This is a genomic window from Oxalobacteraceae bacterium OTU3CAMAD1 (assembly GCA_024123915.1).
Lineage (GTDB): Bacteria > Pseudomonadota > Gammaproteobacteria > Burkholderiales > Burkholderiaceae_D > Rugamonas.
In genome coordinates this window covers 1,181,521-1,194,251 of the sequence record CP099650.1, presented here as the reverse complement: position 1 = coordinate 1,194,251, position 12,731 = coordinate 1,181,521, and the positions used below count along the sequence as shown (strand labels likewise).

The window sequence follows — 12,731 nt, the reverse complement described above, 5'->3', positions numbered from 1 at the left end:
ATCGCGCGCGTCTTTTACTGCAACACGCTCACGCGCTTGCCGCTGACGCTGCGCTGCGCCGGGTTGCCGTACACGGTGACCCTTCCGGAACCGTTGGCGTCGGCCACCAGCGATTGGCTGACGGCGGCCGAGATGCTGCCCGAGCCGTGCGCGCTCAGTTCCGCGCTCTGGCTGGCCAGGCCGGCCAGGTCTGCGCTGCCGGAGCCGTACAGGCGCACGATCATGCTGCGCACGCTGCCGCTGGCGTTGACGCCGCCGGAGCCGTGCAGGTCCAGGTTGAGCATCTCGCCCTGCAGGTTGCCCAGGTTGAGCCGCCCGGAGCCGTTCAAGCTGGCCACGGTGGAGCCGCTTTGCAGGCCGTTCGCATCGACACTGCCCGAACCGTTCAACCGCGCCTCCAGCCGGCTCACATTGCCGGCCAACTGCACCGCGCGCGAACCGTTCTGGCTCAGGTTCAAGGTGCCGCCATTCAGCCCGGTGACCGACAGGCGCCCGGAACCGTTCGATTGGATGCGGCGCAGTTGCGTGGTGGTGTAGACGACCCGCAGCGGATTGGAGGCGCGCACGCTGCCCTCGACCCAGACGCGCAGGGTGCCGCCGCTGGCGTCGGTGCGCAGCAGCGGCAGCAGGTTGCTGTCGCCTTCGACCCGCAGCGAGGCCGCCTCGCCGACGCGCACCTCGACCTGCAAAGGGCCGTTGATGTCGATGCCGTCGACATTGGCGGCGACGAGGGCGTCGCGCCGTTCGACGGCGCCCTGGCCGTTGCCCTCGACCGCGTTGCCGCCGAAGGAGGTCTTGTACTGCATGTTGCCGTCTTCCGGGATGACGATGACGGCGCAGCCGGCGATGGTGGCCAGGGTGGAGAAGGCGGCGATGGTGGCGAAGGCGATGGCGGAGCGGCGCATGATCGGTTATCCGTGGAGTTATATAGTGTTGTCACTATAGCCAGCGGCTCCGCTCCCCGCCCTCGGCATGCGACAAACCGTCGAAAACGGGGAATGAAGCGCAAAAACGGATGGTGCTACCATTGCGGCCATGGATACCAAACCCTCCTCCCCTTCCTCCGACACCCTGACCGAACTGCGCGAGCGGACGCGCGCCTTCGCCCGTGAGCGCGACTGGGAACAGTTCCACACCCCGAAAAACCTGGCGATGGCGCTCTCGGTCGAGGTGGCGGAGCTGGCCGAGCATTTCCAGTGGCTGCACACCGGCGCCGACGCCGAACTCGATGACGCCAAACGCGCCGGCATCCGCCACGAGCTGGCCGACGTGCTGCTGTACCTGGTCCAGCTGGCCGACAAGACCGGCGTCGACCTGCGCGCGGCGGCGCTGGAGAAAATGGCCCTCAACGCGGCCAAGTACCCGGCCGACCGGGTGCGCGGCGACGCCCGCAAATCCACCGAATACTAACTGGCCGCCGCCCTAGCGCGCCGCCGGCTGCTCGCCGATGCCCAGCGCCTTGCGGATCTGCGCCGAGACGATGGACCACGACGGCGATGTCGCCGCCACCTCGTCGTAATGGCTCCCACCCGGCAGCACGACCACTTCCGCCGCGTCGCCGGCGGCGATGGCGCGGCGCGCGTAATCGTGGCCGGCCCTGATCGGCGAGACGGTGTCGAATTCGCCGTGGATCAGCACCGTGCGCACGCCGGACGGCAGCATCTCGGCCGGCGAGGTGTCGGCGAAGACGTCGGGCCGCTCGGCGCTCGGCGTGCCGGCCAGTTGCGCGGTGTCGCGCTCGCAGCTGGTCTTGATCAGGGCCGCCTCGTTGCGCAGGTCGGCCAGTCCGCCCAGGCTGATCACGGTCGGCACCGGCAACGGATCGGCCACGTACAGGGGGCTGGTGCGCGGCAGGCGCGCGCGCGAGCCGGCCCATTGGGCCAGGTGGCCGCCGGCCGAGTGCCCGACCAGCACGATGCGCGACAGGTCGAGCCGGTGGGCTGGGGCCAGCGCGCGCAGGCGGTCCATCGCGGTGGCGACGTCGTGGTACATGCCCGGGTAGCCTCCGCCCTCCTCGTCGAAGCGGCGGTATTCGACGTTCCACACCGCCACGCCCTGGCGCAGCAGGTCGCCGGCGATATTGCGCATTTGCGTGATGCCGCCGAATTCCTTTGTCCAGCAGCCGCCATGGATGACCACCGCGACCGGGAACGGGCCGTCGCCGGTCGGCGCAAACAGTTCGGCGAACTGGGACGGCGCGGCGCCGTATGCCACGTGCAGGCTGGGGGCGGGACCGTTCAGGGCCAGGTAGTGCTGTAAGGTCATCGGCGCGGCGGCCGCGCCGCCCGCGTTACCGGCGATGGCTGCGGCCAGCAGGGTTCTGCCCATCATTTTCAACATGCGACGCTCCGTGGTGTGAAGCCGCCATGCTACACCAACATGCGAAAGCTAAACCCGCACGACGCGCACCACCGGGGTCGTACCCCTTGGGGTACGACCCCTCTGGCGGGGGTGCGGGTTACCGCGTCAACGGCTTACCACTTATAGTTGGCCCGCACGTAGTAGTAACCACCGTTGATACCGAACGGCGAGAACGACGGCAGCACCGTCACCGCCGCGTTGTCCAGCGCGGCGCGCTGGTCGGCCAGCAGCGCCGGATTGACGCCGTTCGGGTAGGTGTTGAACAGATTATTGGCGCCCACCGCCACCGACCACGCCGGATTGACCTTGTATCCCACCTCCAGATCGGTGATCGCCTTGGCCTTGATCTCGGTCTTGTGATAGACCGAGCCGTCCTCGCTGCCGTAGTCGTTCGACTTGCCGTAGATCGCCTCGCGCAGGTTGATGGTCCAGTCGCCGATCTTCCACAGCGCGCCCAGGTTCACGCGCATCTTCGGCGAGGCCGTCTCCAGGTTCGAGATGGCGGTCTTGTCGAGCAAGGTTTGCGGCAGCAGCTGCGTCGGCGCCTGGTTGATCTTGGTGACTTCGACCTTGTTGTAGTTGGCCGCGATCGACCAGTCCACGCGGCCGTATGCGCCGTAGTTCTCGTTCAGGGTGGTGACGAACTCCAGCCCCCGGCTGCGGGTGTTGACCGCGTTCGAGAAGATGTTGATGCCGGTCTGGCTGACGGTGCTATCGAGCACGTTGCCGTTGGCCAGGATCGCCGCCGTGACGGCCGGCGAGTTGACCGCGCCGCCGGAACCGTACAAGGCGCCCGAACCGACGATGCGGTCCCGGATCTTGATCTGGTAGACATCGAACGTGATATTCAAATTGCTGGCCGGGTTGAGCACCATGCCCAGACTGAGGTTGGTGGACGCTTCCGGTTTGAGGCCGTCGACGCCGACCAGGCGCGCGCCCGGCGAATTGGGCGCCAGCTGCACGAAGGCGCTGGTCGGGCCGACGTTGGTGGCCGAGTAGTACGATTCGGCCAGGGTCGGCGCGCGGAAGCCGTTGCTGAACGTGCCGCGCACGGCCGCCGTCGGCGTCAGTTCGTAGCGCGAGGTCAGCTTGCCGACGCGGGCCGCGCCGAAGTCGGAGAAGTGCTCGTAGCGCCCAGCCAAGTCGACCGTCAGGTCCTTGATCGGATTGCCGGCGAAGTTGATGTAGGCGGCCTTGTTGGTGCGGCGGTGGCTGCCCGCGTCGGTCAGCGAGAAGCCCGGATACGACTGCGAGCCTTCCTTGTAGCGCGACGCCGGATCGCCGGCCTGGATCTCGTACTTGTCGATGCGGTGCTCGACGCCGGCGGCGAAGGTGAGCGGCTTGCTCCAGCCGACGTCGAATTCGCGGCTCGACTCGAGCGTGGTGGTGAGCTGGCTGGCGATGAAGGCGCCGGCCTTGAACGTCGTCGGCGAGAAGCCGGTGTCGGCGAACAGCGAGGCATTGGCCGAGTCCTCGACGCCGATCTCGGACTTGTCACGCCCGTAGGTGGTGCTCAGGTCCAGGTTCCACTCGGCCAGCTTGCCCTTGACGCCGCCGGTCCAGCCGAAGTCCTTCTGGTTGATCTTCTCTTTCGGCGAGAAGCCCTGCGGGTACATCTTCGGAATGCGGGTCGGCAGACGATAGTTCTCGTAGGCGCGCGCGACCTTCTCGCCGTAGGTGGCGATGCTGTAAATCTGGACGTCCTTGGTCACGTCCCAGCCAAAGTTGGCCGCCAACACCTGCAGGTGGTACTGGGCGTCGCCCTGGATCTTGTTCAGGTACGGGTAGCCGGGGATCGACGTCATGCCCGGCGCGGCGGCGATGTTGCCGGCGTCGAGCAGGCGCGGGTCGATGCCGCCACGGTCGCTGTAGTCGTGGTATTTGGATTCGGCCGTCACGCTCAGGAAGGCGTCCTTGAACGGTTCGAAGCCGATGTTGGCCGAGCCGCCGACGGTCTTGCCGCCGCCGTCCCAGTAGCCGCCGCCGGTGGCCGAGGCGGTGCCGCCATGGTCGTTCGATTTGAGGATGATGTTGATCACGCCGGCGATGGCGTCGGAGCCGTATTGGGCGGCCGCGCCGTCCTGCAGCACCTCGATATGGTCGATGGCCGACACCGGGATGAAGTTCAGGTCGGCCGCCGCGCCGCCCTGGTAAGGGCCGCCCAGCACGGCCAGGTTGGCGGTGCCGTGGCGGCGTTTGCCGTTGATCAGCACCAGCGTGTTGTTCGGGCTCAGGCCGCGCAGGCGGGCCGACAGGGTCAGGTTGGCGGTGTCGCCGCCGAAGGCTTGCGCGGTGAACGACGGCAGGTTCTGCGCCAGCGCCTGGATCAGGTCCGGCTGGCCGGTGCGCATCAGCGAGGCCGAGTCGAGCACCTGGATCGGCGAGGCGCTGTTCTCGGCCTTCATGCCGCTCGAGCGGGTGCCGGTGACGATCACCGAACCGGCCGACGCGGCATCGGCCGGCGCGGCAGCGGCGTCGACGGCGGCGTCGACGGCGGCATCGGCCGGATTGGCCGCATATGCGGCGCCGATCGCCAGGGTGGACAACACGGCTGCGACGCCGATCTTGAGTGTGGCCTTATGCATATTTTAAATCCCCAGTTGAATAATTAGAAAAGTAAGACCTGAACCCGAACCCGAACCTCATTCCGATGCCGCTTATTTTTTGGCGGCGACCACCTCGATCTCGACCAGCCAGCCCGGGTTGCTCAAGCCGGCCACCTGCACCACGGCGCGCGCCGGCAGGTTGGGCTGGGCGCCGCCGAAGTATTGGGTGTAGGCTTCCATGAAGCCCTTGGTGTCGCCCTTGCCGCCCTTGGCCGGATCGCCGACCAGGAACACCTGCATCTTGACGACGTCGGACATCTCCAGCTTCATGCCCTCGAGGATCTCCTTGATCTTCTTGAGCACCGTCTCGGTCTGCGCCTTGGTGTCGCCGAAGGCGGCCAGCGAATCCGGCGCGGCGGTCTTGTCGATCACCGCCGGCACCTGGCCGCTGATGAAGTGGATGGTGGCCGTCGGCGGGATCGTCACCGCGAGCGCGATCGGGAAGTCGGAGTTTGGAATCTTGTGGCGGACGATGTCGGCCTTTTCCTCCACCTTCTCCACCTTGGCCTTGGCGGCGGCCATCGCCGGCGATGCCGACAGCAGGCCGATGGCGGCGGGGATCAACAATGCGGCGAAGGATTTGGTCAATGCGTTGCTAGATGCTTTGGTCATGGTCTCGTCTTCCTTGGGTTGTATATAGCGGTAATCAGTGTTTGTTCGACATTTCGGCGCTGCCGAATTGGGCCACGCCCAGCGCATCGCGCAGCTTGAGCACCTCGGCCTCGGTCAGCGCGTCGGCCTTGTTACCCCAGCTGGCGCGCACGTAGGTCAGGATGGCGGCCATGTCGGCGTCGCTGATGGTCTCGCTGAAGTCCGGCATGCCGCCACGGCCCTTGAGCAGCACCGTGGCCACCTCCGCGTGGTCGCCGGTGACGAACTTGCTGCCGGCCAGTGGCGGGAATGCGCCGGGTATTCCCTTGCCGCTGGCCTGGTGGCAGGCCGCGCAGTTTTTCAGGAACAGCGCCTTGCCGTCCGGCGCAGTGGTCTGCGCCCCCGACGGCGCGCTGGCGGCGGCCGCGAATGCCGCCACGATCACCATCGCGGCCTTCAGTAAGGTGTCCCTCATGCGCTGGCCCTCGCATGGATCTTGGCGATCTGCTGCCAGGCCGATTCGATGGCGCCGGCCTGCCAGCCGGTCAGGTAGCTCAGGTGCTCGCCGGCGAGCATGATCCTGCCCTCGCCCTCGAGCAGGGTCGGATAGGCGGCGGCGCGGGTCTTCTCGGTCCACTCGGCCCAGCCGCCCAGGTTGTACTGCACGCGGTGCCACGCCACCGAGAACGCGTTCTCGTATTCGTCGCGGTACTGCGGGAAGATTTTCTGGCCGGCGGCGACGGCAAATTCGGCGCGCTCGGTGGGCGTCAGCGCGCTGACCTCGATGGCGGCCGTCTGGTACTGGTAATAGCCGAGCAGCACGCCCTTCTTCTTCTGCCAGCCGTACGACGGCATCGAGATGGTGTTGATGCCCTTGATGTCGGTGAGCACGTGGCCGCCGTAGATATGGTCGTCCTCCTCCCAGAAGCGGCGCTTCATCTGCAGGCCGATCTTGCCGACCGGCGCGTAGGCCACCGTGGCGACGGCCTTCTTGAACGTGTCGGAGAAATCGGTGTCGATCTGGCGCAGCACCGACAGCGGGATGGTGCACAGGCAGTAGTCGGCCGTCACGCTGGAGGCCTTGCCGGTGGCCGTGTCCTTGAAGGCGATGGTCACGCCCTTGTCGTTCTGGCGGATGGTCTGCACCTCGGCGCGGTAGCGGATGGTTTTGCCGACGCGCTTTTCAAACGCCTTCGGGATCGCGTCCATGCCGCCGACCGGCTGGAACATGGTCGCCTGCATCGGGAAGTCCTGCACGGCGCTGTAGACGTTGCCCAGCTTGGACGCCAGCAGGTCTTTGAAGCCCAGCGGGTCGGACTGCTTGCCCGGACCCGGCTCCGTGCCGGCGCCCGGATAGACGGCGAAACCGCGTCCGGTGCGTCCCTTGTATTTCAGGTCGGCGCCGGCCAGTTGGCCCTCGTGCGCCAGGTAGTCCAGCAGCAGGCGCTTGTCGTCGGCGGTCAGCTCGGCGTCGAGCTGGTTGTTCTTGATCGACTTGGCCAGCATCTCGTCGACGTGGCCGCGCATGTCGGCCTTGATCTCCTTGATGCGCATGCGCTTGCCGGCGAAGGGGCCGGCGTTTTCGGAGTACACATAGGAGTGGTCGTTCTCGTTGACCATCACCTCCAGCGGCACCTCGAACAGGCGCGTGTAATGCAGGGTCGACTGGTGGTGCAGCGGGATGCGCCACGGGCCGTGGTTGATGTATTGGCCCTCGTCGAAGGCGCAGGTCTGTTTGTCGCCGCCCAACTCGGTCAGACTGAAGCCCTTGCGGGCGGTCTGGCAACGGCCGCCGGCGAACGCGCGCGCCTCGAGTATCTGGCACTGGTAACCGAGCTTGCCCAACTCGTAGGCGGCGGTCAGTCCGGCCAGGCCGGCGCCGAGGATCACCACCTTCTTGCCCTTGCCGCTGCCGCTGAGGACCGGCGGCGCCGAGGACGTCGAGCCGATGCCCATGCCCCAGGCGTTCATGGTGTTTAACAGCAGGCCGGTGCCGCCGACGGCGGCGGCCCGGTACAGAAAGTCCCTACGGGTAAATGAACTAAACGGTTTAAACGGTTTTACTGTTTTGCTTTCCATCGGTTTCCTCACCAGTCTGCCTGAAATAACTTGGGTGACTTGCTTACCCATAGTTCCAATCTAGCAAGGCTCGTGCCACGCTAAACAACCAAAACAAACATGCTTCGCAGCGCCGGAAAGCCTTATGGCATAAGGTCTCCCTTCATCGAACAATGTTTTTACATGGACGCCGACAGCACTCCGGAAGCACGCTGAAAATCGCTGTTGGCGACAAACTTTATTTGCGCGAAACGGACTTTATTCGCGGCGCGGCGCGGCGTGCGCGCGCGGACAAGGCGGGCCGGCGGCGGCGCCGCGCACCAGCAAGTGGCAGGCACCGAAAAGGGAAATTGAAGGATGCACGACGCTGGACCGCGCCGGCGGGGACCGCGCGGGAAATCAGCCCGCGAAGCTGACCAGGGCCGGCGCGCCGCTGCGCGCAGGCAGCACCGGCGCGGACGCCGCCCCGCGTGGCAGGCGGGCGATTTCCTCGGCCGACAGGTGGCGCTGGGCGCCGCAGGCGTCGTCCAGGTGGCAGGCGTGGAACTGCATCGGCGCGGCCGGATCGAGCAGGTAGATCATGTCCAGGTTGGACGGATCGTAGGCGACCTTGACGCTCCAGTGTCCGCGCAAGCGCGCGCGGTCGAACCAGCGCTCGTTGATGGCGCGCGCGCAGGTGTAAGTACTTTCGAACAGGCGGATGCCGTCGGCGCCGACCTGCGCCGCCGCCACAGGCATCAGGCTGCAGCGGATCAGGTGCTCGGGATAGGTTTTGAGGCTGCCGCCGCGATGGGCCACGCCCCAGTCCCACAACTGGCGCGGGGTGGCGTTGCCGGCGTGGCGCAGCGGGTGGCGGTTGTTGTAATAGAGGACGCAGTCGATGACGATGCGGGTGAACTGCTCCAGATCGAGCACGCCGTCGAGCCGGCACGGCGCGCCCTCGTCGTCCGGCGCGAGCAGGCGGAAACGCTTTTCCAGCACCGCCTTCCAGTCGCCCGGGCCGTCGTCGACGGCGACGCAGCGCAGGTTGAAGTTGTTGAGCAGGGCCGGGGCCATGCCGCCTTCGCCGCGCTCCAGGCCGGCCGTCAACGCGGCGTTGGCGAACAGGGTTTCGGGCAGGTGGCGGCACGGCCACTGCGCCGCCTCGATGCGGCGGCCGAACTGCTGGCTGTAGCGCTGCTTGTCGGCGCCGCAGTTGGCCAGCGCCAGCATCGCCTGCGGCCAGCTGGCCGGCCCCAGGCCGATGTAGACGCCGGTGACCAGGCGGCTGAACGAATCGATCGCCAGGTAGATGCGCGGGCGGCCGATCGATTGCCGGCGGTCGGCGCGCGAGACCAGCCGCACCTCGGCGCAGACGGCGTCGAGATAGAAGCCGGCGCCGGGGCGGCCGGGCGGCAGCGCCTGCGGCGTTAGCGCGGCCGGCTGGCCGATCACGGCGGCGGGCGCGTTGGACACGGGAGCGGTGGCTGCGGGCGGCCAGAACGCGGCGGCGCCGTCGCCGCGGCGCGCCACCTCGGGCGGACGGTCGTCGTCGTGGTCGAGCCAGTAGTTGAACTGGCCGAAGGTCGGCAGCACGGCGCTGCGGCCGGCCGGCGTGGTCAGCACGCGGCCCGATTCCTCGTCGATGCGGCGCTCGACGAAGAATTCGTCGAGCATCTGTTCATAGGCGCCCAGGCGCGAGAACTTGGCGTGGCCCGCCGCGTAGCGCGCGATGGCGACGCGGAAGGTGCGGCGGATCTCCTCGTCGGCGTTCAGCCCGGGGCCGGCGTCGGCGCCGTTCTTGCGCGGGCGTCCGCGCTTGACGCCGGCCGAGGCCTGGCGCACCTTGCCCTTGCCGCCCGAGTTGCAGTAATCGGGCAGCAGCGCGTTGGGGGTCTGGCCGCGCTGCCAGTAGCGGCGCAGGTAGCGGTAGATGGTCGGGTGCGAGACGCCGTGGGCGCCGGTGGCGCGGGCGATCAGCTGGCCGCGCTGGCGGGCCTCGTAGATGCCCGGCTCCAGCGCCACCAGCGGCTCGATGATCTCCCAGGCGCGCGCGCGCAGTTGCAGGTGTTTGGGCGGCAGCAGGTCCTGGCTGACGACCATTAAATAAGGGTCGGCCGGCAGCACGCTGGCGCGGCCGGCCCGGATGTCGGCGTGCAGCACCGACAGTTGGACAAGTTCTACATCGGCCGAGCGGGCCGCCACGTCGAAGACATAGGCGTGGCTCTGCTCGGGAGCGATCCACAAGATGCGGACGGTGCGCGGAGACGGATGCGTATAGTGCAGCAGGTCGTTCCGCAGTAGCATTAGCGCCCCTTCGAGACGGTGAATGGCCGGCTATCGACGATGATCGCGTACGGGCCGGCCTGATTATGCTCGCGCAGAATCTGCGGCTTGAGCGAATCGACAAAGGTGTTCCACAGCTTCCTGAATGATGTCATCTCAATGCTCCGATCTAAACGACTTGTCTCCAGGTTGAGGCGCCTCGGCCGGCACGCCTTTTATAGGGATGTGCTATCACATATGCAATAAGCGGGCCAGCCTTGCCGTCAAGCAGCTTCTCCTATGAGAGTCGTTCATATGGGGTATGGGAAAAGATATCTTTGCGCCAAGTCAAGCTTTGTTTTGGTGCAACGCAACAGATGCGCGCACCTTGTCCGTGCAACAACATGGACGGCCTGCGCCAACGGAAAACGGGGCCTCGCGGCCCCGTTTGGATGTGACACAAGCGGCGGGTATGCTACCCGCGCCGCCTTAGTATTTCTTGCCGGCCGGTTTTTTCTTCGGCGGCGTGGACTTGCCCGATTCCGGCGGCATACGGTCCGCATGACTGATTTTCAGCTGCGCGCCGCCGACCCAGACCTTGCCGAGGTGCTTGAACAACTCGTCTGGCATGCCGTCAGGCAACTCAACCATGCTGTAGGTGTCGAAGATCTCGATGCGGCCGATGTGCTTGGCTTCCAGTCCGGCCTCGTTGGCGATGGCGCCGACGATGTTGGACGGGGTGGCGGCGTTGTTGCTGCCCACTTCGATGCGGAAGGCGCTCATCGGCAGGGTGACCTTGCCCGGCTTTTCCTTTTTCTTCTTCGGCGCGGCGTCGTCCAGTTCAGCGGCGTCGACGCGGGCGGCGCGCGCCAGCGGCGAGGCGGCCGGCTTGTCGGCGACCGGCTTGTCGGCGGCGGGCGCCCTGGCCGGGGCGGCGGCTTTGGCCGGCGCCGGACGGGCCGGAGCCGGGGCCGAAGCTGGCGCCGATGCCGCAGGGGCGGCGTCGCCGTTATCGCGGCCGATGCGCAGCTGCTGGCCGGCGACCTTGATGCCGGCCAGGTGATCGAGCACGTCGCCGGTCAGGTTGTCGGGCATATCGAGCACGCTGTAGTCGTCGTAGATCTCGATGCGGCCGATATGCTTGGAGTCGATGCCGCCCTCGTTGGCGATGGCGCCGACGATGTTACCCGGCTTGACGCCGTGCTGGTAACCGACTTCGATGCGGAAGGTCTGCATGCCCGGATCGGCGGCGCGCACCACGCGCTCCTTTTTCGGGAATTTGTCGCTGCGGTCGGGACGCTCGGCGCGGTCGCCACGCTCGAACCGGTCACCACGGTCGCCGCGATCGGGACGGTCGCCACGGTCATGGCGCTCGAAGCCGACCTGGCGGCCCGGCCGCTCGTCCCAGGTGGCGGCGGCGGTCTGCTGCTTCTTATCGAGCAGCAGCGGCACGTCGCCGCGCGCCATCTTGGCCAGCGCGGCGGCGATCTCGATCGCCGGGATGTTCTGTTCGCGCTCGAAGTCCTCGATCAGCGACTGGAACTGTTCCAGCTCGCCCTGGGCCAGGGTTTCGCTGATCTGCGACTTGAATTTGGCGATGCGCACGTCGTTGACCGCCTGGATGGTCGGCAGCTCGAGCATGCCGATCGGCTGGCGCGTGGCGCGCTCGATCGATTTGAGCAGGTTCTTCTCGCGCGGCGTGATGAACAGGATCGCCTCGCCGCTGCGGCCGGCGCGGCCGGTGCGGCCGATGCGGTGGGTGTAGCTTTCCGGATCGTGCGGCACGTCGTAGTTGACCACGTGGCTGATGCGCTCGACGTCCAGGCCGCGCGCGGCGACGTCGGTGGCGACCAGGATGTCGATCTTGCCGTCCTTGAGCTGCTGGATCGTGCGCTCGCGCTGCTGCTGCTGGACGTCGCCGTTGATGGCGGCGGCCGAGAAGCCGCGCGCCTGCAGCTTGCTGGCCAGTTCCTCGGTACCGAGCTTGGTGCGCGAGAAGATGATCATGCCGTCGAAGTTTTCAGCTTCCAGGATGCGGGTCAGCGCGTCGAGCTTGTGCATGCCCGACACCAGCCAATAGCGCTGGCGGATGTTTTCGGCGGTGCCGGTCTTGGCGGCGACGGTGATTTCCTTGGGGCTGCGCAGATAGGTGTTGGCGATGCGGCGGATCGCCGATGGCATCGTCGCCGAGAACAGCGCGGTCTGGCGGCTGTCGGGCGTCTCCTGCAGGATGCGCTCGACGTCGTCGATAAAGCCCATGCGCAGCATCTCGTCGGCCTCGTCGAGCACCAGCGTTTTCAGCTTCGACAGGTCGAGCGAACCCTTGTCCAGGTGATCGATGACGCGGCCCGGGGTGCCGACGACGACGTGCACGCCGCGGCGCAGCGCCGACAGCTGCGGACCGTAGCTTTGGCCGCCGTAGATCGGCAGCACGTGGAAGCCGGGGATGTGCGCGGCATAGGTCTGGAAGGCCTCGGCCACCTGGATCGCCAGCTCGCGGGTCGGCGCCAGCACCAGCGCCTGCGGCGTGGTTTGCTTGATGTCGATGCGCGACAGGATCGGCAGCGCGAAGGCGGCGGTCTTGCCGGTGCCGGTCTGCGCCTGGCCCAGCACGTCGAGGTTATCGAGCAGCGAAGGAATGGTGGCGGCCTGGATCGGCGAAGGCGACTCGTAGCCGACGTCCTTGAGGGCCTTGATCAGCGGCGCGCTCAGATTCAGATCGGTGAAAAGGGTGATGGGGGAGGTTGGGGTGTCAGACATGGCGTCACTCACAAGTATGTTCGAATCGCCTAATTGCGAAAGAAATTTGGGCGTAGTTTACTCTGTCTCGCCGGTTTCAGCCTTTTTTTGCGTGAAACGGGGTGCTTTCGA

9 protein-coding genes are annotated in these 12,731 nt (G+C 66.8%); 1 reads left to right on the top strand and 8 read right to left on the bottom strand.

The window, feature by feature from the left end:
- Positions 1-14: 14 nt before the first annotated feature.
- On the bottom strand, positions 15-905 hold the full coding sequence (locus NHH88_05045; protein USX15169.1) for a DUF2807 domain-containing protein: 891 nt from the start codon (positions 903-905) through the stop codon (positions 15-17).
- A gap of 130 nt (positions 906-1,035) precedes the next feature.
- On the opposite strand from NHH88_05045, the gene NHH88_05040 reads away from it, so the two are divergent.
- Positions 1,036-1,410: a nucleotide pyrophosphohydrolase gene (locus tag NHH88_05040; protein USX15168.1), complete on the top strand. Its 375-nt coding sequence runs from the start codon at positions 1,036-1,038 to the stop codon at positions 1,408-1,410.
- A 12-nt stretch (positions 1,411-1,422) separates the two neighbouring features.
- Here NHH88_05040 and NHH88_05035 read toward each other — a convergent pair whose 3' ends face one another.
- From NHH88_05035 to NHH88_05005, 7 genes are all read right to left on the bottom strand, one after another.
- Complete coding sequence (locus tag NHH88_05035; protein ID USX15167.1) at positions 1,423-2,340, bottom strand: alpha/beta hydrolase; 918 nt, start codon at positions 2,338-2,340, stop codon at positions 1,423-1,425.
- A gap of 134 nt (positions 2,341-2,474) precedes the next feature.
- Positions 2,475-4,946, bottom strand: coding sequence for a TonB-dependent receptor (locus NHH88_05030; GenBank protein ID USX15166.1), 2,472 nt, complete (start codon positions 4,944-4,946; stop codon positions 2,475-2,477).
- 72 nt (positions 4,947-5,018) lie between these two features.
- The gene (locus NHH88_05025; protein USX15165.1) at positions 5,019-5,579 is read right to left on the bottom strand and encodes a RidA family protein; all 561 of its coding nucleotides are present in this window, start codon (positions 5,577-5,579) and stop codon (positions 5,019-5,021) included.
- A gap of 34 nt (positions 5,580-5,613) precedes the next feature.
- Complete coding sequence (locus NHH88_05020) at positions 5,614-6,033, bottom strand: cytochrome c (protein ID USX15164.1); 420 nt, start codon at positions 6,031-6,033, stop codon at positions 5,614-5,616.
- Positions 6,030-7,637: a flavin monoamine oxidase family protein gene (locus NHH88_05015; GenBank protein ID USX15163.1), complete on the bottom strand. Its 1,608-nt coding sequence runs from the start codon at positions 7,635-7,637 to the stop codon at positions 6,030-6,032. The genes NHH88_05020 and NHH88_05015 overlap by 4 nt, the downstream gene beginning before the upstream one ends.
- A gap of 378 nt (positions 7,638-8,015) precedes the next feature.
- A complete protein-coding gene (locus NHH88_05010) occupies positions 8,016-9,902 on the bottom strand; it encodes a Mu transposase C-terminal domain-containing protein (protein ID USX15162.1) in 1,887 nt (628 codons plus the stop codon).
- 447 nt (positions 9,903-10,349) lie between these two features.
- Positions 10,350-12,620 (bottom strand): DEAD/DEAH box helicase, encoded by a 2,271-nt coding sequence (locus NHH88_05005; protein ID USX15161.1) that lies wholly within the window; start codon positions 12,618-12,620, stop codon positions 10,350-10,352.
- Positions 12,621-12,731: the final 111 nt, after the last annotated feature.

Bases quoted from the DNA above. Each gene is read 5' to 3' on its own strand.
- NHH88_05010 (USX15162.1), bottom strand. From the start codon at position 9,902: ATGCTACTGCGGAACGACCTGCTGCACTATACGCATCCGTCTCCGCGC.
- NHH88_05025 (USX15165.1), bottom strand. From the start codon at position 5,579: ATGACCAAAGCATCTAGCAACGCATTGACCAAATCCTTCGCCGCATTG.
- NHH88_05020 (USX15164.1), bottom strand. From the start codon at position 6,033: ATGAGGGACACCTTACTGAAGGCCGCGATGGTGATCGTGGCGGCATTC.
- NHH88_05030 (USX15166.1), bottom strand. From the start codon at position 4,946: ATGCATAAGGCCACACTCAAGATCGGCGTCGCAGCCGTGTTGTCCACC.
- NHH88_05005 (USX15161.1), bottom strand. From the start codon at position 12,620: ATGTCTGACACCCCAACCTCCCCCATCACCCTTTTCACCGATCTGAAT.
- NHH88_05015 (USX15163.1), bottom strand. From the start codon at position 7,637: ATGGAAAGCAAAACAGTAAAACCGTTTAAACCGTTTAGTTCATTTACC.
- NHH88_05045 (USX15169.1), bottom strand. From the start codon at position 905: ATGCGCCGCTCCGCCATCGCCTTCGCCACCATCGCCGCCTTCTCCACC.
- NHH88_05040 (USX15168.1), top strand. From the start codon at position 1,036: ATGGATACCAAACCCTCCTCCCCTTCCTCCGACACCCTGACCGAACTG.
- NHH88_05035 (USX15167.1), bottom strand. From the start codon at position 2,340: ATGTTGAAAATGATGGGCAGAACCCTGCTGGCCGCAGCCATCGCCGGT.